The organism is Pseudomonas fragi (genome assembly GCF_900105835.1).
GTDB classification, from domain to species: domain Bacteria; phylum Pseudomonadota; class Gammaproteobacteria; order Pseudomonadales; family Pseudomonadaceae; genus Aquipseudomonas; species Aquipseudomonas fragi.
On sequence record NZ_LT629783.1, the window covers coordinates 4,220,992 to 4,244,112 of the forward strand.

Sequence of the window (23,121 nt, forward strand, 5' to 3'; positions counted from 1 at the left end):
CATGTCGAACTTAGCGACCACTGCTGGACACGCTCATGGTCATGACCATGGGCACGACGACCATCACCACGACTCGGGCGAGACTACCGTATTCGGTTTCTGGCTCTACCTGATGACCGACTGCATCTTGTTTGCGTCGATCTTCGCGGTATACGCGGTATTGGTGAACAACGTTGCAGGTGGCCCGTCGGGCCACGACATCTTCGAACTGCCTTATGTACTGGGTGAAACCGCCCTGTTGCTGTTCAGCTCGATCACCTACGGCTTCGCCATGCTGGCGTTGTTCAAGGGCAAGAAACAGCAGGTGCTGTTCTGGCTGGGCATGACGTTCCTGCTTGGTGCAGGCTTCATCGCCATGGAAATCAACGAGTTCCACCTGTTGATCTCCGAGGGCTACGGCCCTAGCCGTTCGGGCTTCCTGTCTGGCTTCTTCACCCTGGTCGGTACCCACGGTCTGCACGTGACCAGCGGTCTGATCTGGATGGCGATCATGATGTACCAGGTGCAGAAAAACGGCCTGACCTCGACCAACAAGACCCGCCTGAGCTGCCTGAGCCTGTTCTGGCACTTCCTGGACGTGGTCTGGATCTGCGTATTCACCGTTGTTTACCTGATGGGGACTTTGTAATGGCTAACGCACATTCCGACGGCGCCAACCACGGCAGCGTGAAGTCCTACGCGATCGGCTTCATCCTGTCGGTGATCCTGACCGTTATTCCGTTCGGGCTGGTGATGTACCCATCGCTGCCCAAATTCACCACCCTGGCGATCGTGCTGTTGTTCGCCGTGGTGCAAGTGGTTGTTCACCTGGTGTACTTCCTGCACCTGGACCGCTCGCCTGCACAACGCAACAACGTCACCGCGCTGGTATTTGCTGCGCTGGTAATTGTGCTGCTGGTGGGCTTGTCCCTGTGGATCATGTTCAGCATCCACACTGAAATGATGGCGAAGTGAGGTAAGACCCGATGTCCTTCAAGCACTTTATCCAAATCACCAAACCGGGGATCATTTTCGGTAACGTGCTTTCTGTGGCAGGCGGGTTCTTCCTGGCCTCGAAGGGGCATTTCGATCTTGCCCTGTTCCTGGCCGCGGTAATCGGCACCTCCCTGGTGGTAGCGTCCGGTTGTGTGTTCAACAACTGCATCGACCGCGACATTGACATCAAGATGGACCGCACCAAGAACCGCGTACTGGTTCAAGGCCTGATCTCCCTCAAGGTGGCACTGGTTTACGCCACCTTGCTGGGGGGCGCCGGCCTTTACCTGCTGTATCGCGTAGCCAACCCGCTGGCGGCACTGTTCGCCGCGATCGGCTTCGTGATCTACGTCGGTCTGTACAGCCTGTACTTCAAGCGCAAGTCGGTTCACGGCACGCTGATTGGCAGTCTGTCGGGTGCGATGCCGCCGGTCATCGGCTATGTAGCTGTGAGCAACAGCTTCGACATGGCCGCTTTGACCTTGCTGGTGATGTTCAGCCTGTGGCAGATGCCGCATTCCTACGCCATCGCGATCTTCCGCTTCAACGATTACCTGGCCGCATCGATTCCGGTGTTGCCAGTGAAGCGCGGGATCAAGGTTGCCAAGAAGCACATCCTGCTCTACATCCTCGCGTTCCTGATCGCGACCCTGATGCTCACCCTCGGCGGTTACGCCGGCATGAGCTACATGGCCGTGGCAGCTGCGATGGGCATGTACTGGCTGTACATGGCGTGGACGGGCTACAAGGCCGTCGACGACAAGGTCTGGGCACGCAAGCTGTTCGTGTTCTCGATCTTCACCATCACCGCCCTGAGCGTCATGATGTCCCTGGATTTCAAAGCGCCTGCCGAGTTGTTGCTGACTTACGCGCATTGATTTAGCCAGACCCGAAAAAAACCCCGCCTTCGAAAGAAGCGCGGGGTTTTTTTTGTTTGTGATTTGTTGTGTGGCAAGTGGAGTGCGTAGTCATTTCCTACATAGTCTGAGGGGATAACCCTGCATTATTTAAAATTTCCCGGTGATCCAATATGCCCGCTGAATTCAATTTATTGAGTATCGGGCAAGTAAAAATCAGGAGCATGTTGTGCAGAAACTTTTATTAAAAAAACGCCTGGTCTACAAGGCGCAAACAAGGCCAACGTGAACCTGAATGCGGGTAGAGCCCCCAAGTTCGACCGTAAGGACATGGTGTATTCCACAAGCAACAAGATTCAGGACGGCCAATGGCACGAACTTGGGCTGAGTCGCACCAATATGGGCATCGGCAACGCCAAGGCGGAAACGTCATATGAGTTTGTTTTGGACAAAATGGGTGCAGCCCCAACGTGCTGGACTGAAAGGTTGGGGTTCTGAATAGATTGTCTTGAGCATGATGTAGTGTTGGTTTTGCTGATGGGCTCTTTCTTGCTGGACTATTGCCAGCAAGAAAGAGTGTGTTGCAACAAGGTGGGAGTTAATGGCTTCGTGCGCGATTTGATCTGTGTCTCACTGAAAGGAGTCAGCAAATATTACCGTCATGAAGGTCAGCCCCATTCCATTATCGCCGGGGTGACCTTTGAGGTTGGCGCAGGGCAAAGCTGCGCCATTATCGGTCAGTCAGGTTCAGGTAAAAGCACACTGCTGAATATTATCGGCCTGCTGGATTTTGCCGATTCCGGGGAATATGTGTTTATGGGGCGCCCGGTTGCGAAAGCCCGGAGTGATGAACTGGCAACACTTCGAAAAATGACAATGGGTTTTGTCTTTCAGCATTTCAATTTGATACCGCGCTTGAATGTTATTGAAAACGTTGCCTTGCCGCTTCGTTACCGTGGTCTCGATCGCGCATGCTCTCTGAAACGCGCCATGTCCGAGTTGCAGCGTGTTGGGATGGCCCACCGCGCCAGTTATAAACCCGCCGAGCTGTCTGGTGGGCAAAAACAACGAGTGGCCATTGCCCGTGCTCTGGTAGGGCAGCCTTCGCTGATTTTGGCGGATGAGCCGACTGGAAGCCTGGATAGCCAGTCGTCAGGCGACATCCTAGACCTGTTGTTGTCGATTCAGAAAGAGCAGGGCGTGACGTTATTGATTGTGACCCACGACATGAGTGTTGCTCAGAGAATGCAGCGCCAGTTTGTAGTGCATAACGGCCTCGTTGAGGAACTGCAAGCGTGATGCGTCTGGCAGGGTCAAGACAAGTGGTGGGGGATGCGATTGACACTTTTCGGACATTGGGCAAGCGCACGGTGTTGGCGTTGCTGGGAATTGTCATTGGCAGTGCCTCGATTGTCGCCATCCTTAATATCGGTTTTAACGCCGGGCAAGAGGCCACACGGATATTTCATGACATGGGCGTCGATACCCTTGTTGCGAGTCTGAACAACGATCGGGGTGTTGACGACTCCTTGTTATCGACCGAGGTCGAGAAAATACGTTCATTGAACCTGCCCGGCCTGGTGATTTCCCCGGTTGCGCAAGTTTCAGTCAAATTGACTTTCAATCATCACCCGGTTGATGCGCGGGCGGTAGGTGTTGAACCAGCGGTCACTTCAATCCTGAAGTTGCCAATAAGGCGTGGGCGCTTCTTGCATGCTTTGGACACTGCTGAAAATGTTGTCGTGTTGGGGCACGCGGTGGCCACGTCACTGGGTGATCGCGGTATTGCTGTTGAGCCGGGTGAGTGGGTGAGAATCAACACTTATTTATTCAGGGTTGCAGGTGTTTTGCAGCCAGCCGAGGCGTCGATGATCAGCCCCGTCTTGACCGATCACTCGGTATTTATGCCGTTCGCGGCCCTGGCGCGTGTGGCTCAAAGTAGCAATGTCAGCACGGTACTGGCGCGTGTTCTGCCCCCGCTTGACAGTAGCGAAGGCGCTTCCCGGGTATTTGAAGGCTTGAGCCACGCATTTAAAACACGCCGCGTGGAAATGACAGTGCCGCAACAAATGATCGACGCGATGGCGCGACAGAACAAGACGTTTGAATATCTGTTGCTGGCATTGGGCGTCATTACTCTGGTTGGGGCTGGCGTTGCAGTCATGAATGTTATGTACATGAACGTCTGCGAACGGCGCAACGAAATAGGCTTGCGTATGGCCATTGGTGCGCGCGGGCAGGATATACGCAATCTTTTCCTTATTGAGGCACTTGCCTTGAGTGCAATGGGTGCCCTGTCGGGAGCGTGCTTGGGAATAGTGCTGGCCTGGCTTTATGCCGTGATCTCGCAATGGACATTCGAGTTGTCGATGGTGTCCATCCCCTTGGGGGTTGGCAGTACGTTACTGGTAGGGGTTTTGTCAGGATTGAAGCCCGCCCTGGCCGCCTCTCGGTTGACCCCCGTCGAGGCACTGCGTGTTTATTAAATGCTCAGCACTGGTCAGTGGCGCATGTTATGCGGTGTTGATTTCAGACCTCACTATTGCGGCTGTCAGCCAGGTTCAAGGCAGTGCCTCCCGCTACACAGAGTCACAGGGGTCGTCGTTGAGCCAGCATTCAATGGATATGTCGTTGAATGAAGCTGTGTCGCTGGGCTTGCGGCGTAACTACAACATCAGAAGCCTCAAACTCCAGCGTGCAAGGGAGAAGTTCGATCTGTATGTCACTGAAGGCATGTTCAACCCCAAATTGAAACTCAGTGGTGAACACCGGCTGGCCAGGGGCAGTGCCGACCGTAGTCGCACGACCCGTATTGCGCCTGCGGTGAATCTGTTGGGCGAGTATGGAACCAACGTTGAACTCGGTTGGAACCAGCGGTTCAGTACCACTAAAAAAACGGGCGAGCTGAACAGCGAGGGGCTGGGGCTGACGGTCATTCAACCTTTACTCAGGGGGGCAGGTAAAGAGGTGACTTCGGCGCCCTTGCGGCTCGCCCATTTGACTGAGCAAGTCAACAAACTGAACGTGAAGTCCAGCGTCTCTGAAACCCTGTACCAAATAGTCTCGGCCTATCGTGCCCTGATGAAGTCCCAGAACCAGGTAGTCCTTGCTACGAATGCACATAAACGAGCCGTTTCGCTGCTGGCGGTCAACGAGTTGCTGATCGCGTCAGGCCGCGTCGCCAAATTTGATGCTGTGCAGATTGAGGCTGACATCGCGACACAGGAATTGGCAGTAGAAGAAGCAAAAAACCAGCAGCAGGCCAGTCGATTGCTGTTGCTCAAGTTGCTGGCCCTTGACCTGTCTACGCCGATCCGTGCCAGTGACAGCCTGAAGGTGGTCAGGCTTGAAATCGATCAGGACACCGCGTTAAGGCTGGCCCAAGCCAATCAACCGCAGTTCCTGTCGACGTTGTTGCAGAGTGAACAGGCCGCTCTGAACCTGTTGCTTGCCCAGGACAAGTCTCGCTGGGACTTGTCCCTGGAGGCCGGTGTCAACCAGTTGAATGAACAACACGGCAGCACGGGTGCCAACCGCGCATGGGACAGCTACACGGGTTTGAAGCTGGAGATCCCCATTGGTGATCGCAGCAGCAAGCAAGGCGAGGTTCATGCTCAAACGCTGCTTGAGCAGCAAAAGTTGCTTGAGGAACAGGCGCTGCTTGAGTTGAAAACCCGAATCACTGACGCGATCCGAGGTTTGGACACTTTGTTGCGCCAGCTCGAAATTTCGCAGCGCGTCATTGATCTGTCTAAACGAAAGCTGGCCATTGAAACAGAAAAGCTGAATGCCGGGCGATCCACCAATTTTCAAATTATCAGCTTTGAAGCGGACTTGCGGGCGGCTGAAGATTCCAACCTGAATGCGCAGATGTCATATCTGGACGCCAGGTCTCAGCTGGACCTGCTGTTGGGGGTGATGTTGGAACACTGGGAGATTTCCCTTGAACACTTTTAAGGGCGGCACATGTCTGCGAACACTTGGCGCGCGCTCGGGGCGATGGAAATACCTGGTTGGCGTTGGCCTGGTGGTTGTCGCGCTGTTGTTGTTTTGCCTGCCGAAGGCACCTGACGACGAATCTTCGTGGGTGTCTGTCACCCGCCAGAAGCTGGAGCATGAAATCGGTCTGGTGGGAAAAATAGAACCAATGGACGCCGTCATTATCAATGCGCCTTTTGAAGGTTCTGTTCTGGCCAACGAGTTGACTCCGGGCATGCAAGTCGAGAAAGGACAGGCCTTGTTGTCATTTGATCCTGCGTTGCTTGAAATCAAGATCAGGGATGCACTGGCTAACAAGTTGAAGGCGCAGCAGAACGTTGAGTCTTACCGCCGCTGGGCTACAGGCCCTGATGTGAGGCGAGCGAAGCAGGCGCTCAGGGTTGCCGAGTTGAGCATGCAAAATCTTGAGTTGGAGTATTCGAACGTTGAGGCGTTGTATCAAAAAGGCATCGTCCCCCGTAACGAGCGAGACACCCTGGAGCAGCAACGCTACCTGCAATCACTTGAGCTGGTGGCCGCTCAGGCCGAACTCAAAAATGTGCTGGCTGTCGGTGTTGGAGAGGCCCGCACGATTGCAGATATGGAGTACATGAATGCTTCGGTTATCCACGAGCAACTAAGCCAATTGCTGGAAAAGAAAACGCTCTATGCGCCGTTTTCTGGTGTTGTTCTTTCTGTGGGAACGCCGCAGGCAACGGGAGCAGAAGCCGGGGTGCTGCAACAGGGCGCTTCTTTTACCCAGGGCTTGCAGGTGCTCAAGCTGGCCAATATGGAAGGACTCAAAGTGGTAGCCCAGGTCTCGGAAGTCGATGTGGGCAAGTTCTCCCTGAACCAGCCAGTCATCATCTCCGGTGATGGTTTTTCGGGTCAGCCATTAGGCGGTTTTATAAGCGCCATCAGTCAACTTGCCATTCAGGATGAAAATGCCGGTGCTGCAGCAAGGTTTCCGATCACCGTCACGCTGACCTCAACGTCAGACAATGATCTCCAGAGTGTCAGGTTGGGCATGAGTGTGCATATGACGATTGTGACCTATAGCAACGACAGCAGTTTCATCATCCCCCATGCGGCCATAGAGAAGGACGGTGACACGCTGTTTGTAGAGCACCGCGACGGGCTTGACGCCCCGGTTGTGCGTCGAGCCGTGACCACAGGCCAGTCCACCGTCCAAGGCGTTGAAGTGTTCGGTGTGACTTCGGGGTTTGTTCGTGTCAGGTAGTCACTTGCAGGAGCGGGGTTACCCGCTCCCACCGGCACATCATGCCGTGCGCAGCTTGCCCGCCGGTAACACTGGCAACACATTGGTCAGCCCGGCCGCCACCCCGTAAGGGCGCAGCACACTGAACAATAACCCGCTCGCCAGCAGGTAACCGCCGGAGCAGATCACCAGTGACCAGCGCAAGGCATTGACGCCCATTAGCGGGGTCAGGTGGTCGCTCAGCACGCCCACGGCCAGCGGCCCGAAACCCGCACCGATTGCCATGATCCCGAAGTTGTAGAGGGCGATCATGGTTGCGCGGCGCTCAGGTACTACCAGTTGGGCAATGGCGGTGTAGCTTGGTGCCATCCACCACATGCCGAATACCGACATGCCGAACATGAATACCGTTGCCTGCGGCACCTGCAACGCGCCCAGCGCCCAGGGGTGGCCAGCCGGGTAAAGGGCAAAGGCCATCGACATCGGCAGCGCCAGCAATGCGCCGACAATCGGCACGCCCAATTGCCAGCGGCTGTCGCGCCGGGCCAGATGGGCACTCAGCCAGCCGCTGGACAGTGAACCGATAATGGCCCCGGGGCCAGCCGCCAGGCCCATGATGATGCCCGCATCCTTGAGCGTTAGCCCGTGGCTGCGCACCAGGAACGCCGTGCTCCAGATACTGAACGCATAACTGGCAAATGCCAGCAGCGCGCCGGCTATGGCTATGCGCACAAAGGTTTTCGACGCCCAGGCCACGCGCATCACTTGCATCACGCTTTCATGGGGCACGGCAGGGCGCGCCTCGCGGGCTTTTTCCCATAGACCGCGCAAGGGTTCGGCAGCCGTAAACCGTAGTAACAGCGCGGCAGCGATGCCCGGCAGCGCCATCCAGATAAAGGCTTCGCGCCAGCCGTGGTAGTACGCGATATAGGCGCCCAGGCTCATGCCCAGTAGTGCGCCGATAGGGGCTCCGAGCATAAATACGCTGATGGCCTTGGAGCGCTGATGGGGCGGGTAGAGGTCGGCGATCATCGACATCGACGCCGCACCGCTGCCCGATTCCCCCACCGCCACGCCAATACGCGCCAGGGCCAGGGTCCAGAAGTTACTGGCAAAGCCGCAGAGCATGGCCATCACGCTCCAGAATGCGCAGCACCAGCCGATCAGGTTACGGCGGTGGCCTCGGTCGGCAAACCGCCCCAGGGGTATCGCAAACAGGCAGTAGACCAGGGCAAAGGCCAGCCCCGTCAGCAGGCCGATCTGGGTGTCGGAAACGTGAAACTCGGCTTTGATCGGCTCAATCACAACGCCCATGACCTGGCGGTCGATCAGGCTGACCGCCGAAATCAGGAACAACACAAACAAGGTGTAATGACGGCGAAATCCAGAGATGTGGGTGTTCATCATTTCAATCCCATCGAGCAATGTTCATCGGTTGCGTGGCTTACAGCGGTGCGCGTCGATCAGCCCAGGGGCTGGCCTGCTCGAGTTGCCCGGCCAATTGGAACAACAGGTCCTCACGGCACCAGCCGGCGCTGAACATCATGCCGATGGGCAGGCCTTCGCGGCTGGTGCCCAGCGGCACCGACATGGACGGTTGGCCGCTGACATTGGCCAGCACGCTGTAGCCGATGCTGCCGACGACGCCCTGGATGTAGTGCGGGTAATCCTGAGCCAGGCTGGCCACTTCCAGCTCGGGGGTGACCTGCGAGGTGACCGGGCTGAGCAGCAGGTCATAGTCGTCGAACAGGTGTTCCATGCGGCTGCCGATCAACTCGAAACTGCGTCGGGCACGGTACAGGTTTTCGGCGGTCGCGGATGCGGCGTTGTTCACCAGATAACGGCTGACGTGCTCCAGTTCGTCGTCATGCAACGGACGGCCCAGGACGGTTTCGCGATCACGCACGGCGGCCAGCAACGCGGCCGCGCCCACGGCCCCGTGAGCGGCGTAGACCTGCTGCGGGTCGACGGGCAGGGTCACGGGGTCGACCCGGTGTCCGAGGCCCAACAGCAGATCAACAGTTGTGTGCAAAACGCTGCGGATATCGGCGTCCAGTTCCACGCCGGTCATGGCTTGCTCGACCACGCCGATGCGCAATGAACCGGGGCTGCGGCGCACCGCCTCGCTGAAGGTCCCGGCCTGTGGCGCGAGCCAGTAGGGGCTGCCTTTTTCATGGCCGTGGCTGACGTCCAGAAGCAAAGCCGAGTCGCGCACGCTGCGTGACACTACATGGCCGCAGCTGGCGCCGAACCAGCCTTCGAAGGTATCCGGGCCTTGCGGGGTGCGATAGCGCGTGGGTTTGAGACCAAACAGGCCGCAATACGACGCCGGGATGCGGATCGAGCCGCCGCCGTCGGTGGCATGGGCCACGGGCACGATACCAGCGGCCACCGCTGCCGCTGCACCACCCGATGAGCCGCCAGCGCTGTGGGCCAGGTTCCACGGGTTGCGCGTCTGGCCCCACAGTGAGGACTCGGTGGTGGTGGTCAGGCCGTATTCGGGGCTGGTGGTCTTGCCGAAAATCAGCATTCCGGCGGCCTCGTAGCGCTGCACGATGGTGCTGTTGCGCGTTGCCGGCGGTGCGTCGGCAAGCATGCGCGAGCCGTTGGTGGTCACGGTACCGGTGAGGTAGGTGTTCAGGTCCTTGAGCAGCATCGGCACGCCGGCCAGTGCTCCCAGTTGTTCGCTGCCAGCATGGTGGCGGGCGCGCAGTACGCTGTCAGCATGTTCGTCGTGGCGCATGTTCACGGCATTGATCTGCGGGTTGACCGCATCGCAGCGCGCCTGGGCGGCGCTGAGCAGCATGCGGGCGGTCAGCTCGCCGGTTTTGACCGCATCGGCCATGGCCGTGGCATCCAGCGCCAGGTAGTCATTGGTGGACAGTTGATAACGTTCATCGCTCATGTGTACGACCTCGCATTAGCACCTGGGCTGCGCTGCAAAGGGCCAGGTGACGGCTATAACGGTTGGGGGCTGGCGCTTTAAAACAGGAAGTTCAGCGATTCCTGCAGCAGCAGGGCGTCGGAATGGATGGGCGTGAACACCGGGTTTTTGGTGTAGGTCAGCCCGCTGATCAAATACACGCCGGGGATCAGGCGGGCGGCATATGAAGCGGTGACCGCCAGGGTGTAGGGCGCTGCTTCCAGGCCGTAGCTCCTGGTGACGTCACGCAGATCCTTGCTGTAATAACTCTTGGTCAGGCCCACGGCGGCCATGTCGGCCGGGCGGCTGGCAAAGGGGCCGACATTGAAGGCACTGACCTGGAAGGCCTTGTTGATGGCGTTGACCGAGTCCGGCGAGTAATCGAGTTTGCTGTCCAGGTACCAGCCGCGGGCATCGCCATAGGGCTTGGTTACCTGCACGGTTTCGGCCAGGTACATGCCGTAGTTGTTGTCCGATTTCTCGCCGGTGGTGAATTCGGTGTAGTGGCTGGTGTTGTACATGGCGCCGGCGCGCAGCCACATGGCGTTGGAGTTGGCCGACGGCGCCTGCTTGTAGCCGAACTCGTTGATCAGCATGGCGCGGGCATCGGGCACCTTGAGGCGCAGGCCGCTGGGGTTGAGGTCGACGTCCTTCTGGATGCCTTCGGGGCTGACGCTGCGGGTCAGGGCGGTGCTGTTGTAGAAGCGCAGCGACGGGTCACGCACGATCACGTTGACGGTGGGCGTCGGTTCGGTGGCCGACATGCCGACCTGGAACGGCACCACGCTGCTTGGGCCCAGGGCGGCGGTCGAGGCGCTGCCGCCCAGTGCCATGCCGTAGAACAGACGCACGCCGGGGATAAAGCCGTATTCCAGTTCCAGCTGGTGATTGAAAAAGGACTGGTTGATGGCGAATACCGACACGGTTTTGACCCGCGGGTTGGCGGGGGTGTAGGTCGAGTCCACCCAGTTGCCGGCCAGTGTCAGTTGCGCGTCATTGGCAAAACCGATGCGGGTCAGGTCGTAGGTCAGGTACAGGTTGAGCGAGGTGTTATAGCTGGGGTTCTGGCCGTTATACACCTGCTTTCTGGCGTTGTTGCCCAGCACGTCATAGGTGTAGCCGTTATAGGAGGTGGCGGTAAAACCGATGCCATGCTCGGCCAGCTCCTTGCGCAGCCCCCACAGGTCGGGCTTGATCCGCGCGCAAATAGGCACGTTCTTGAAGGCCAGTTCGGCGCGGGTCAGCAGCTTTTCATACTGGGCACATTCGGGGGCAGCGGGCGTGTCGGCTGCCAGCGCATGCTGGGTGAAAGCGAAGGCGGCAAGGCTGACGGCTAACGGATACTTTGCGTAAAACATAGTGAGAGTTTCCCATCCTTAACGTTTTGTTTTCAGGACGACGCCAAGTGCTTTGGTGGTCAGCAGTAGTACTGCATATCCGTGACCAGCGAATGGGGCCAGCGGGGACTATCGATAGGGCCAGGGGCTGGTCGTGCGACTACCGTGTGGGAGCCGGGCTTGTGGGAGCCGGGCTTGCCCGCGATGGGGTCACTGCGGTTGGCCAGATGCACCGTGTTGCCTGCATCGCGAGCAAGCCCGCTCCCACAGGGGAATGTGGCGCAGGGGTTGTGGGAGCCGGGCTTGCCCGCGATGGGGTCACTGCGGTTGGCCAGATGCACCGTGTTGCCTGCATCGCGAGCAAGCCCGCTCCCACAGGGGAATGTGGCGCAGGTGTTGTGGGAGCCGGGCTTGCCCGCGATGGGGTCACTGCGGTTTGCCAGATGCACCGTGTTGCCTGCATCGCGAGCAAGCCCGCTTCCACAGGGGAAGGTGGTGCAGGGGTTGTGGGAGCCGGGCTTGCCCGCGATGGGGTCACTGCGGTTGGCCAGATGCACCGTGTTGCCTGCATCGCGAGCAAGCCCGCTCCCACAGGGGAATGTGGTGCAGGGCTTGTGGGAGCCGGGCTTGCCCGCGATGGGATCACTGCGGTTGGCCAGATGCACCGTGTTGCCTGCATCGCGAGCAAGCCCGCTCCCACAGAGGAATGTGGTGCAGGGGCAATGCAGGCGCTGTTGTGGGGCAAATGGCTTAGCCGCGCACAACCGCAGGTCGTTTTGCGTGGGCGTTGATTACCAGCCCCAGCTCGCGAATGCCGGGGGCGATCAGTTCCTGGGCGATGGAGCCAAACCCCAGGCGCAGGCAAGGCCGGGGCAGGGTGTCGGGTTCGGCACAAAACGCACTGCTGGGGTCAAACAGCACGCCCTTGGCCAGCCCCGCGTAATACAAGCTCAGCAGGTCGTGTTGGCCCGCCAGTTGTAGCCACAGCGTGGCACCGCCGCTGGGCATGACGAAATCGGCATCCGGCAGTACTTCACGCAAGGCCGTGGCCATTGCTGCTGCACGCAGTTGCAGTTTTTCCCGGGCCTGTTGCAGCAGCCGGTCGTAGTGGCCCTGCTGGATAAACAGCGCGGCGGTGATCTGGTTGTTGCCCGGGATCTGGCGAATCATCAGCCGTTGCAGCTGGCGCAGTTGCTCAATCACTGGCGCCGGGGCGACGATGAAGCCGATGCCCAGCCCCGGCGACAGCAACTTGGACAAACTGCTGAGGTAGATCACCCTATCCCCCGGATCGGTGGCCTTGAGCGCTGGCAGGGCGCGGCCGTCGTATTCGGTTTCGGGGTCGTCATCGTCCTCGAAAATCACTTGATCGTGCACCTGCGCATGGTCAAGCAATGCCTGGCGCCGCGCCAGGCTCATGGTCACTCCGGTGGGGCACTGATAACCGGGAGTGCAATACAGGTAGTCGCAAGCCGCCAGTGCCGGTGATATCTGTAACCCGTGTTCGTCGACAGGCAACGAGACTATTTGCGCGCCGTCGTGGGCAAAGGCATTGCGCGGGTCGCGAAAGCCCGGTTCTTCAACGCCAACCACGCTACCGGGGCGGGCAAACAGGCGCGCCAACAAGTAAAAACTTTGCTGGCGGCCCAGGGTCAGCAGCACTTGATCGTGGGTGGCAGCAATTCCGCGGCGCGGCAACACACGGCGAATCAGTTGGTCGATCAACTGGCTGGCACCCACGTTTTCGCCTTCCTGCCACCAGCGATCCACGGCTTTCAATTCCAGTGCCTGGCGGCTGCACTGGCGCCATTGCGTGAGGGGGAACTGCCGTGGGTCGAACTGCCCGTAAATAAACGGATAGCGCACTTCGCGCCAGGTGGGCGGGCGGTCCATAAATACCACCGGGTTACGCGGCAGGTGCATGCGCGATGCCCAGTCAGGTGGCTGCGCGGGGTGCTCGGGCAGCGGCTGGGTGCCCTGGGTGGGAGTGATGGCGGCGCCAACAAAAAAGCCGTCACGGGGCCGCGAATCCACATACCCTTCGGCCACCAACCGTTCGTAGACCAGTACCGCGGTGTTGCGCGAAACCCCGGTCAGCATTGCCAGATCACGGCTCGACGGCAGCCGCGTACCGCCGGGCAAACGCCCGTCGAGCATGGCCGTGACAAACGCGGTGCACAACTGCACTTGCAACGGCTCATCGTGCTTGCGCACTTTGGGCAGCAGCTGGCGCCACATCAAATCGTGCTGGCTGGAGCGCATGGCTTATCCGGGAATCAGGTCGGGGAGCGCCACCCTAACCCAAGACTCTTTTGCAGGGCTATGTAGTCCTTGATCAACTGACCGTCACTGTGAACCCGGTCCTGTTCGGCGTGGTAGCGGGTGCGTTCGGCATCCAGCCAGTCGAGCACGCTACTGGTACCGGCGCGGTAGCGTTGTTCGGTCAGGGCCGATGCGCGTACGGCGCTGGTTTCGACCCGGCCCAGGGTGGCCCGGCGCTGGCGCTCATTGCCGTAACGGGCCAGCGCCACATCGGCATCGCGCAGGGCGTTGAGCACGCTGCTGCGGTATTTGGCCAGGGCTTCGTCGCGGCCGGCTTCAGCCTGTTTGACCTGGGCCTGCACGCGGCCAAAATCCAGCCAGTTCCATTGCAGGTACGGCACCCCCAGAGCGCTGAAATTGTCCTTGCGCAACAGGTGGCCCGGTGCGCTGGCGCTGAAACTCAAAGAGCCGAACAGGCTGACCTTGGGGAAGGCGGCTGCCTTGTGTTCGCCAATTTGCGCCGTGCTGGAGGCCAGCCGGCGTTCTGCGGCGCGAATATCGGGGCGCTGTTGCAGCAACTGCGCCGGGTCGCCGATATTGACGGTTGCGGGCAGTGTCGGCAGCGGCGTTTCGCGGCTTAACCGGGTGTCGAGGGCGCCGGGTTCGAGGCCACTGAGCAGGGCCAATTCGTCGAGGGATTCGATCACCTCAAGCTCCAGGGCGATGGATGCGGCGCGGGTTGTTTCGACCTGGGTGGCGATGCGTTCGCGGTCCAGTTCCGAGGCGGTACCCTGGGCCAGTCGTTGCTCGGTAAAGTCCAGCAACTGGCGTTCAAGCTGCTCGGACTGGCGGGCGATGCGCAGTCGTTGTTGCTGGTCGCGCAGACCGATATAGGCCTGGCCCACTTCGGCGGCCAGTTGCACATGGGCATCGGCCATGTCGGCCTGCACCGCGTCGGCTTCGGCATTGGCAGCCTCGACCGCCCGGCGGCTGGCGCCGAAAATATCCAGCTCCCAACTGGCGTCAAAGCCGCTCAGGTACAGGTGGGTGGCATCGGTCTGGCTGTCTCCCGAACCGGTGTACAGCGCTGCCGCAGTGGCCGAGCTTTTGGGCAGCAGGTTGCTGCGTTTTTCTGCCAGCCCGGCTCGGGCCTGGCGCAGGCGTGCGGCCGCTGCTTGCAGGTCGGGGCTGTTACCCAGCGCGCTGTCGATCAATTGGTCTAGGGCCGGGTCATTCAGGTCGCGCCACCAGTCGGCAACCTGCGGGGTTTGCGCCTGTGTGCCGGCTACCTGACGGGCAAACGCCTTGCCTTGCAGTTGGCTGTCGGGCGCCGCGTTGTAGTCCGGCCCCAGGGTGCAGCCCACCAGCAGCAACGGGCACAACAGGCTCAAGGGTTTGCAAGCGATCATGGTCAGTGTCCTGTGCTCAAGGGCGTACCGGCAGGCGGTTTTTTCAGAAAGAGGGCGAGGGGCAGGCACAGCAGCAAGGCGATGCCGAGCACATAGAAGGTTTCGCTGTAGGTCATCACTTGCGCCTGCACCTGAATCTGCCCGGCCAGTTGACTGAGGGCCTGGAGCTGGGCATGGGCGAGGTCGCCGTGGTCGGCGAAAAAGCCCTGGGCGGACGCGGCCAGCTGAGTTTGCGCTTCGACCGATTGCACGCTCACGGCGTCGCGCAGGGTGGCGTCATGAAAGCTGCTGCGCCGCTCGATAAACGTGCCCAGCAGCGCCAGCCCCACCGAGCCGCCGAGGTTGCGCGCCATGTTGTAAATACCCGCAGCCTCACCAGCCTCGTGGGCCGGCACGCAGCTCATGGAGGCCTGATTGAGCGGCATCATCGCCATCACCTGGCCCAGGCCTAGCAGCAGTTGGGTGCGGGTGAAGTTGTCGCCCACGCTGTCGGCGGTCAGCCCCATTGCCAACAGGCAACTGCTGGCCAGGCAACCGAGGCCAAGCATGACCATGATGCGGGTATCCACGCGGCCGATCAGGCGCGGCAAAACGGGCATCATCAAAAACGCGGGCAAACCTGACATCAGCATCACCGCGCCAGATTGCTGGGCGTTGAAACCGGCAATATTGCTCAAGAACTGCGGCAGCACAAAGGCCACGCAATACAGCCCGCAGCCCACCACAAAGACGATGGCAATCACGCTGGCAAAGCGCGGATTGAGCAGCAGTTTGAGACGCACAATCGGCGTCTTCGACAGCTTCTGCGCCACCAGCAACAGGGCGATGCCGGCGACCGCCAGCAGGCTCAGGCCGATGATGTGCGAGGACTCGAACCAGCGTTCGCGATTGCCTTCTTCCAGCACCACGGTCAGGGCGCTCAGGCCCACCGTAAGGCCAATGATCCCCAGCCAGTCGGCCTTGATAAACGCCTGCCAGTCGCCCGCGGTTTTGTTCAGGCCCTGGCCGAGCATCAACAGCAGCAGCGCACACACCGGGATGTTCAGGAAAAAACACCAGCGCCAGCTGAAATTCTCGGTCAGGGTGCCCCCCAACACCGGCCCCAGCAGTGGCCCCAGCAGCACAATCAAACCGAACATCGTCATGCCGATGGGCATCTGATGGCGTGGCAGCCGGGTCGCCACCAGCACTTGCGCGGTGGGGATCATGGCGCCCCCGGCAAAGCCCTGGCCGAGCCGGCCGATGATCATTTGCGGCAGGGTTTCACTGATACCGCAGAGGATCGAAAACAGACTGAACAGGATCGCATTGCCGATCAAAAAATTGCGCAAGCCGAACACTCGGGTCAGCCACGCGGTCAGCGGGATCATGACGATTTCGGCCATCAGGTAGCCGGTGGAGATCCAGGTGCCTTCGGTGCCCGATGCGCCGATCTGGCCCTGAATCTGTGGCAGGGCCGAGTTGGTAATGGAGATGTCCAGTGTGGCCATCAAGGCCCCCAGGGCACCGGCCAATACCACGATCCAGTCGCTGGTGCTGGCATTGGCCCGGGGCGGCTGCAGCGCTGCGGATGCAGCCGCCGCGCTAGCCACGACGGGTGTCGACGTCGACAGTGGCCGACAGCCCCGGCAGCCATTCGATGCCGGTTTCAGGCGAGGCGTTCAGGCGAATGCGCACCGGTACCCGCTGCACGATCTTGGTGAAATTGCCGGTGGCGTTGTTGGACGGCAGCAACGCAAATTGCGAACCGGTGCCCGGGGAGAGGCTTTCGACCACGCCTTCAAACTGGATCCCGGGCCAGGCATCGATATGCACCGCCACGGCCTGCCCGGGGTGCATACGCTCGATCTGGGTTTCCTTGAAATTGGCGGTCAGGTACACCTCATCGAGCGGCACGATGGTCATCAGCCGTGTGCCGGGTTGCAGGTATTGGCCAACCCGCACCGAACGGCTGCCGACGCGGCCGGCCAGGGTGCTGTAGACCACGGTGTCCTGTTCATCGAGCTTGCTTTGGCGGGTGCTGGCCTGGGCACTGGCCAGTTGCGCGCGGGCCTGTTCAATGGCGGCGCGTTGGGTTTGCAGCTGGCGCTGGGCAACGTTGAGCGCCGCCGCCTGGGCAGCCCGCCGGGCGCTGGCCTGACGCAGGGCGTTACCCAGCTCGGCCATGCGCTCTTGCGTCTCGGCGCCGCTTTTGGCCAGGGGTGCGTAGCGTTTGACTTGCGCGGCGGCGTACTGCTCGTTGGCGCTTTCGCCCTCCAGTTGCGCCTGCACCTGGGCAATCGAGGCCGAATGCTGGGCCAGTTCCGCCTCGCCCCGGGCAATATCGGCTTCGGCGGCGCGAATGGCTGCTTCGGATTTTTCCCGGGCCGCCTGATAGGGCCGGATATCGAGGCGCACCAGCGGCTGGCCGACGCTGACGGTCTGGTTGTCGCTGACATACACCTCGCTCACCGTGCCCGAGACCTTGGCGGCGACACTCAGGCTGTCGGCCTGCAGGTAGGCATCGTTGGTGCTCTCGATAAAGCGCCCCACGCTCCACCAGTGCGCCCCCCCCACAGCCGCGCCCAGCAGCGCCCCCAGGCCGAGCACGCCCAGCGCCAGGGTTTTGCCAGGCCTGCGTTTGGGCCTGGCCTTGATCGATGGGTCTAGCGCCTGATGTGCGGTCATGGTGTTCTCAATTGTTAGCGGTTGTAACAATTATTACGATCGGTAAAATTATGTCAATCGATATAAATTCAGGCACACTCGCGGCTTCATCGATCAAGGAGAAGCCCATGACCACCATTCACCGGCGCCGACCTGCCAGCGAAGGCGGCTATACGTGTGGGGATGAAACCAGTGCGCGGATTATCGAAGCGGCCCTCAACCTGTTTGGCGAGCGCGGCTACGAGGGTGCCTCGACCCGCGATATCGCCGAGCTGGCAGGGGTGAATGCGCCAGCACTGAATTACTACTTCAAGAACAAGGAAGGGGTGTACAGCGCCTGCACCGAGTACATGGTGGAGCGGATCTGGGATTACCTGGCGCCGACCATCGAAGCGGCCCAGGCGTTGCTGGGCACACGGCCGGACACCGAACAATTGATCGACACCTTCTGCGCCATCCAGAGCAAGATTGCCGAGTTCATGCTGGTGTCCAACCGCACCAACAGCTGGCGCAAGTTCTATGCGCGTGAGCAGGCGGGGCTGGGGCCCAGTGGCGGGGAAGAAATGATCAGCCAGCGCATAGGCCAGCGCATCATCGGCGTCACCAGCGGGATTATTTCGCGGCTGATGGGCCCGGATGCCAGCGATGAAGAATGCATCCTGCGCTCCATGACCCTGACCGGGCAGTTGCTGCCGTTCCACCTGACCCGCACCAGCTCGCTCAAGTCACTGGGCTGGGACACACTGACGCCCGAGCGCTACGCCATGCTGATGGGGATTGTGCGTGAGCAGACGGTAACCCTGTTGCGCGGGTTGGGTGGGAGCGGGCTTGCTCGCGATGGTCTCGACGCGGTGTAGCAGGAAAACCCGCGGCGCCCGGATCGCGAGCAAGCCCGCTCCCACAACAGCCGGCTAGCCCCGGCCCTTCCACGGCACCAGTTTGCGTTCCAGCCAGCGCATGCCCAGGTCGAACAGCAGGGCCAGCGCACCGATCACCAGGATGCCCATGATCACCACATCGGTGGCCATGAACTTGGACGCCGTGAGCACCATAAAGCCCAGCCCTGCCGTGGCCGCGACCATCTCGGCGGCCACCAGGGTGGTCCAGCCAAAGCCAATGGCGATGCGCATGCCGGTCAGTATCTCCGGCAGGGCGGCAGGCATGATCACCTGCCTGAGCACTTGCCCGCGGCTGGCCCCCATCGAATAGGCGGCGTGGATCTGTTCAATGGCCACCGACTTGACCCCGGCCCGGGCGCTGAGTGCCAGCGGCGCAAACATCGCCAGGTAAATCAGGAGGATTTTCGAGCCTTCGCCAATGCCCATCCAGATCACCACCAGCGGCAGGTAGGCCAGCGGCGGCAACGGGCGGTAAAACTCCACCAGCGGGTCGAACACGCCCCGGGCGACCCGGTTGACGCCCATCAGAATGCCCACCGGAATCGCCGTTACCACTGCCAGGGCAAAGGCGCCAAACACCCGCAGGGCACTCCAGCCGATATGCGTCCACAGGCTGGCATCGGCAAACCCGTCGCGGCTCACCTCCACGATCTGCGCCCACACCGCCTGGGGTGAGGGCAAAAACAGTGGCTTGATCCAACCACCATTGGTGGCGATGTACCACAGGGCAAATACGACGATGAGGGTGCCCACACTCAGGCCCATGCTGGAGCCATTGCCCGGTGCGCCATATTGCTCGCCAGGTTTTGCCGGTGCGGCGCGGCGCAGTTCGTTGAGGGTGCGCAGTACGGCGTTGCGTTGTTTTTCGTCCAAAAGGCTCATTATGCTGCCTCCTCGTCACCGTGGATGATGCTCAGGATTTGCTCGCGCAGGGCAATAAAGTCGGGGCTGGACTTGACCGCGCGGGCGTCGCGGCACTTGAGGAAACGCTGGCCGAAATCCACCGCAAATTCGTGGGTGATGCGCCCCGGGCGCGGTGACATGATGATCAGCCGGGTGGCCATGAACAGCGCCTCTTCGACATCATGGGTGATAAAGAACATCATCTTTTGCGTGCGCTGCCAGATCTCCAGGATCAGTTCCTGCAGGCGTTCGCGGGTCAGGGCATCCAGCGCGCCCAGCGGTTCGTCGAGCAGCAGCATTTTCGGGTCGTTGGTCAGGGCGCGGGCAATCCCGACGCGTTGCTGCATACCGCCCGACAGTTGGTAAGTGGCGTGATTGCGAAACTCCGCCAGCCCGGTCAACTGCAAGAAATGCAGGGCGCGTTCTTCGCGTTCGGCTTTGGGAATGCCGCGCAACTTGAGGCCGAAGGCTACGTTGTCGATCACGTTGAGCCACGGCAGCAGCGCGTGCTTCTGAAACACCACACCGCGTTCGGCACCGGGGCCGGTGACCTGGTCGCGCAGCTCGGCGCCGTCGATCCGCGCGGGTACCTGACCGTGATAATCGCCCAAGGTAATCACTCCGCTGCTGGGCTGGATAAAGCCGGCCATCAGGTTGAGCAGGGTGGTTTTGCCGCAGCCTGAGGCCCCGAGGGCGACGACAAAATCACCGGCGGCAATGTCCAGATTGACCCCGGACAGAGCCCGTACCGGCTGACCCTTTTGCTGCCCGGGGTAGAGCACCGACACATCATGGATTTTAAGGCTGAGGGGCATGGAGTGTTCCTCGTTTCAGCGTTTTGGATTCCGTAGCAGCTGCCGAAGGCTGCGTCCGGCTGCGCAGCAGTCGCAAAACCAAATTTCCGGGTGCGCCTGACACAACGAAGTACCTGACTTTACGTCTGCTTCGCAGCCGGACGCAGCCTGCGGCAGCTGCTACAGGGGTTGTATGCACCTGCGGGTTATTGGGTGTTCTGCACAAACGTCGGGTTGATCGCCGCGCTGTAGTCAGGCAGCAATGCCGGGATTTTCTTTTGAGCTTTCAAAAACTCGGCGGTGGCGGCCAGTGCCTTGGCCGCGCCACCGCCCAGCCACGCCGGACCGGCCTGCTCGCTGGCCAGCGGGAACTGGTACAGCGCCAGTACCGGCGGCACTTCTTCAGGCTTGGCCCCGGACTGTTTGGCGACGTTGATGACCTGCGGCGATTCTGCGGTCCAGGTTTTCGGGGCTGCGACGTAGTTCGCCGTGCTGTCTTGCAGCACCTGGGTAAACGCCTGCATGCCGGGGCCGTTGGCGGCAGCGAACTGCTTGTCCACCACCAGGCCGTCGAAAGTGGCTTTGCCCCAATCAGTCAATTGGCCCGAGGTCAGCAGCACATGGCCGCTTTGCTTGAGGCGGCCCAGGGCCGGGTCCCAGATAAACGCTGCATCGATATCCCCGCGCTCCCAGGCTGCCGGAATGTCCGAGGGTTGCAGGTTGATCACCTTGACCTTGCCGGTCAGGCCGAACTGCTCAAGGGCAAACAACGCATGGAAGTGGGTGGTGGAGACAAAGGGCACAGCGAGGGTTTTGCCGGCCAGGTCCTGCGGCGCGACGATGCCGCTGCCATTGCGTACCACCAGCGCCTCGGCGTCGGCGATGTTGTCGAGAATCCAGAACAACTGCGCGTCCACCCCGCGGCTTACCGCTGCAGCAATCGGGCTGCTGCCCGCCACGCCGATCTGCACATCGCCCGAGGCCATCGCCATCATCACGTCGCCGCCGCTGTCGAAGTTGCGCCATTTGATATCCCAGCCGGTGGCTTTCTCGAACTGCTTTTGCGCGATGGCGTCCTTCCAGGGTGCAAACATGCTTTGCACGCCGATGGTGACGGTCTGGGCCTGGGCGTTGGCCACCAGGGCCACGGCGGTCAGTGGCAACAGCACTGCGCGGCGGATCCATTTGTTCAGGGGCTTGAGCATGGTGAGACTCCGAGCTGGGGGGAGGTCTGTTTTTTGTCAGCCCGATCTTAGGCGCTGGCTCGGCGCTTGCTTTAGATCCAGTTGCTGCAAGCTGTGGTGCCAGGGGTCGTTGCAGGCCTTGTGGGGCAAGGGCTGTAGCGCATCGGGTGCGCCATGACGGGGCGCCGGGCGAGGAGCTTGAACCATGTTGGAGCGTTATTTTCGGCCCTTCGAAGCCGGGCGGGGTTTGCAGGAGCAACTGCGCGAGAGTTTGCTCAGCGCGATCCTCGACGGGGCCATGCCGCCCAGTGAGCCGATGCCGTCCTCGCGCAAGCTGTGCGAGCTGCTCAAGGTGTCGCGCAATACTGTGGTGCTGGTGTACGAGCAGTTGGTGCAGGACGGTTACCTGATCCCGTCGGACCGGCGCGGTTACTTTATCAACGAGAAGTACCTGCGCCAGCAGCTCAATGTCAGCCTCAAGCCCGCCACGCAAAAAATCTTCGAGCGCCCCGACCATGCACCGGACTGGGAGGCACGCCTGCAAAGCAGTTCGTCGCAGCTGCGGGCCATTGTCAAACCGCGCAACTGGCGTGAGTACCGTTACCCGTTTATCTACGGTCAGGTCGAGGCCGATGAGCAAACCGCTGCCCGCTGGCGCGACTGTTCGCGCATCGCCAGCACTGGCGCACATATGCGCAGTTGGGTTGATGATCAGGTGATGCTCGACGATCCGCTGTTGATTGAACAGATCGTGCAGCGCGTGCTGCCCAAGCGCGGCATCAGCGTATCGGCGCAGGAAGTGATGATCACCATCGGTACGCAGAACTCGCTGTATATGCTCGCCCGGCTGCTGGGCCGCCCGGGGCTGGTAATGGGGCTTGAAGAGCCGGGTTATGTGGATGCGCGCAACATCTTCGGCCTGAGCGGTTGTGAGCTCAAACCCTTGCGCATCGATCGCCAGGGGCTGGTGGTCAATGAGCAACTGGCGGACTGCGAGATGGTGTTTTGCACACCCAGCCATCAGTCGCCCACTGGCGTGACCATGCCGCTGTACCGACGCCTGGAGTTGATGGCCAGTGCCCGCGAGCGGGACTTCTTGATCATCGAAGACGACTACGAAAACGAGCAGAATTTCCTGGGCAGCAACCATCCTGCATTGAAGAGTTTTGATGACAGCGGGCGGGTGATCTATCTGGGCAGCCTGACCAAAAGCCTGCTGCCGGGTGTGCGGCTGGGGTTTATTGCCGCGGATGCCGAATTGATCCACGAGTTGCGCGCACTGCGCCGGTATATCTACCGGCATCCGCCGTCGAATAACCAGCGCACCCTGGCGCTGTTTTTATCGATGGGGCATTACGACGCCCATGCGCGGCGCTTGCGTGATCGGCTGGCGCGCAAGTGGCGGGTGATCAGTCGGGCAATGGCCGAACACCTGCCGCAGCTCAATGCCAGTGGCATGGCGGGGGGCTCGTCGCTATGGGTCAGTTGCCCGGTGGATGTGGATGCCTGGGTGTTGCAGCGGCTGGTGGCCAGGCGTGGTGTGTTGATTGAACCGGGGGATATTCATTATTTGAGCGAGCAGCGGCCGTTGAATTGCTTTCGGCTGGGCTTCGGCGCGATTGCCGAAGAGTTGATTGAACCGGGGATCATGGCGCTGGGCGAGGCATGGCGGGAGATGCAGGCAGGATGATGTGGGAAGGGGGGGATGGTGTGAGAGGGAGGGAATTAGGTCAGC

General features: G+C 60.7%; 20 protein-coding genes. 9 read left to right on the plus strand and 11 right to left on the minus strand.

Going from position 1 to position 23,121, the window contains the following annotated elements; all coding sequences use genetic code 11:
- Position 1 precedes the first annotated feature (1 nt).
- From BLU25_RS19440 to BLU25_RS19475, 7 genes are all read left to right on the plus strand, one after another.
- Entirely contained in the window at positions 2–628 is a 627-nt protein-coding gene (locus tag BLU25_RS19440; protein ID WP_029611250.1) for a cytochrome o ubiquinol oxidase subunit III, read from the plus strand.
- Positions 628–954, plus strand: a complete 327-nt coding sequence (gene cyoD, locus BLU25_RS19445) for a cytochrome o ubiquinol oxidase subunit IV (protein ID WP_016779556.1) — start codon at positions 628–630, stop codon at positions 952–954. Before BLU25_RS19440 ends, cyoD begins: the two co-directional genes overlap by 1 nt.
- A gap of 11 nt (positions 955–965) precedes the next feature.
- A complete protein-coding gene (gene cyoE / locus BLU25_RS19450; protein ID WP_016779557.1) occupies positions 966–1,853 on the plus strand; it encodes a heme o synthase in 888 nt (295 codons plus the stop codon).
- Between the two features lie 501 nt (positions 1,854–2,354).
- Positions 2,355–3,131 carry an ABC transporter ATP-binding protein gene (locus BLU25_RS19460; RefSeq protein ID WP_016779559.1) on the plus strand — a complete coding sequence of 259 codons (777 nt, stop codon included), beginning with the start codon at positions 2,355–2,357 and terminating at the stop codon, positions 3,129–3,131.
- Positions 3,131–4,318, plus strand: coding sequence for an ABC transporter permease (locus tag BLU25_RS19465; protein WP_016779560.1), 1,188 nt, complete (start codon positions 3,131–3,133; stop codon positions 4,316–4,318). Before BLU25_RS19460 ends, BLU25_RS19465 begins: the two co-directional genes overlap by 1 nt.
- Positions 4,308–5,789, plus strand: coding sequence for a TolC family protein (locus tag BLU25_RS19470; RefSeq protein WP_228795878.1), 1,482 nt, complete (start codon positions 4,308–4,310; stop codon positions 5,787–5,789). Before BLU25_RS19465 ends, BLU25_RS19470 begins: the two co-directional genes overlap by 11 nt.
- The gene (locus BLU25_RS19475) at positions 5,776–7,050 is read left to right on the plus strand and encodes an efflux RND transporter periplasmic adaptor subunit (RefSeq protein ID WP_228795877.1); all 1,275 of its coding nucleotides are present in this window, start codon (positions 5,776–5,778) and stop codon (positions 7,048–7,050) included. The genes BLU25_RS19470 and BLU25_RS19475 overlap by 14 nt, the downstream gene beginning before the upstream one ends.
- 39 nt (positions 7,051–7,089) lie before the next feature.
- Here the strand turns inward: BLU25_RS19475 and BLU25_RS19480 are convergent, their stop codons facing one another.
- The 8 genes from BLU25_RS19480 to BLU25_RS19515 form a co-directional block, all read right to left on the minus strand.
- Positions 7,090–8,433 (minus strand): spinster family MFS transporter, encoded by a 1,344-nt coding sequence (locus BLU25_RS19480; protein ID WP_016779563.1) that lies wholly within the window; start codon positions 8,431–8,433, stop codon positions 7,090–7,092.
- A 40-nt stretch (positions 8,434–8,473) separates the two neighbouring features.
- A complete protein-coding gene (locus tag BLU25_RS19485; RefSeq protein ID WP_016779564.1) occupies positions 8,474–9,934 on the minus strand; it encodes an amidase in 1,461 nt (486 codons plus the stop codon).
- Between the two features lie 77 nt (positions 9,935–10,011).
- The gene (locus BLU25_RS19490) at positions 10,012–11,310 is read right to left on the minus strand and encodes a carbohydrate porin (RefSeq protein WP_083369783.1); all 1,299 of its coding nucleotides are present in this window, start codon (positions 11,308–11,310) and stop codon (positions 10,012–10,014) included.
- 59 nt (positions 11,311–11,369) lie between these two features.
- Entirely contained in the window at positions 11,370–11,954 is a 585-nt protein-coding gene (locus BLU25_RS23480; RefSeq protein WP_156883334.1) for a hypothetical protein, read from the minus strand.
- Positions 11,955–12,039: 85 nt separating this feature from the next.
- Positions 12,040–13,551 (minus strand): MocR-like pyridoxine biosynthesis transcription factor PdxR, encoded by a 1,512-nt coding sequence (pdxR, locus tag BLU25_RS19500; protein ID WP_016779567.1) that lies wholly within the window; start codon positions 13,549–13,551, stop codon positions 12,040–12,042.
- 14 nt (positions 13,552–13,565) lie between these two features.
- Complete coding sequence (locus BLU25_RS19505; protein ID WP_016779568.1) at positions 13,566–14,960, minus strand: efflux transporter outer membrane subunit; 1,395 nt, start codon at positions 14,958–14,960, stop codon at positions 13,566–13,568.
- A 2-nt stretch (positions 14,961–14,962) separates the two neighbouring features.
- Entirely contained in the window at positions 14,963–16,552 is a 1,590-nt protein-coding gene (locus tag BLU25_RS19510) for a DHA2 family efflux MFS transporter permease subunit (RefSeq protein ID WP_016779569.1), read from the minus strand.
- Positions 16,545–17,627: an HlyD family secretion protein gene (locus BLU25_RS19515; protein ID WP_016779570.1), complete on the minus strand. Its 1,083-nt coding sequence runs from the start codon at positions 17,625–17,627 to the stop codon at positions 16,545–16,547. The genes BLU25_RS19510 and BLU25_RS19515 overlap by 8 nt, the downstream gene beginning before the upstream one ends.
- Positions 17,628–17,734: 107 nt before the next feature.
- On the opposite strand from BLU25_RS19515, the gene BLU25_RS19520 reads away from it, so the two are divergent.
- Complete coding sequence (locus BLU25_RS19520) at positions 17,735–18,463, plus strand: CerR family C-terminal domain-containing protein (protein ID WP_016779571.1); 729 nt, start codon at positions 17,735–17,737, stop codon at positions 18,461–18,463.
- A 54-nt stretch (positions 18,464–18,517) separates the two neighbouring features.
- Here BLU25_RS19520 and BLU25_RS19525 read toward each other — a convergent pair whose 3' ends face one another.
- From BLU25_RS19525 to tauA, 3 genes are all read right to left on the minus strand, one after another.
- The gene (locus BLU25_RS19525; RefSeq protein WP_083369785.1) at positions 18,518–19,387 is read right to left on the minus strand and encodes an ABC transporter permease subunit; all 870 of its coding nucleotides are present in this window, start codon (positions 19,385–19,387) and stop codon (positions 18,518–18,520) included.
- Positions 19,387–20,223, minus strand: a complete 837-nt coding sequence (locus tag BLU25_RS19530; RefSeq protein ID WP_016779573.1) for a taurine ABC transporter ATP-binding protein — start codon at positions 20,221–20,223, stop codon at positions 19,387–19,389. The genes BLU25_RS19525 and BLU25_RS19530 overlap by 1 nt, the downstream gene beginning before the upstream one ends.
- A 185-nt stretch (positions 20,224–20,408) precedes the next feature.
- Positions 20,409–21,407: a taurine ABC transporter substrate-binding protein gene (tauA, locus tag BLU25_RS19535; RefSeq protein ID WP_016779574.1), complete on the minus strand. Its 999-nt coding sequence runs from the start codon at positions 21,405–21,407 to the stop codon at positions 20,409–20,411.
- Positions 21,408–21,591: 184 nt separating this feature from the next.
- Here tauA and pdxR (BLU25_RS19540) point away from each other — a divergent pair, with 184 nt between their 5' ends.
- Positions 21,592–23,076 (plus strand): MocR-like pyridoxine biosynthesis transcription factor PdxR, encoded by a 1,485-nt coding sequence (gene pdxR / locus BLU25_RS19540; protein ID WP_083369786.1) that lies wholly within the window; start codon positions 21,592–21,594, stop codon positions 23,074–23,076.
- Positions 23,077–23,121: the final 45 nt, after the last annotated feature.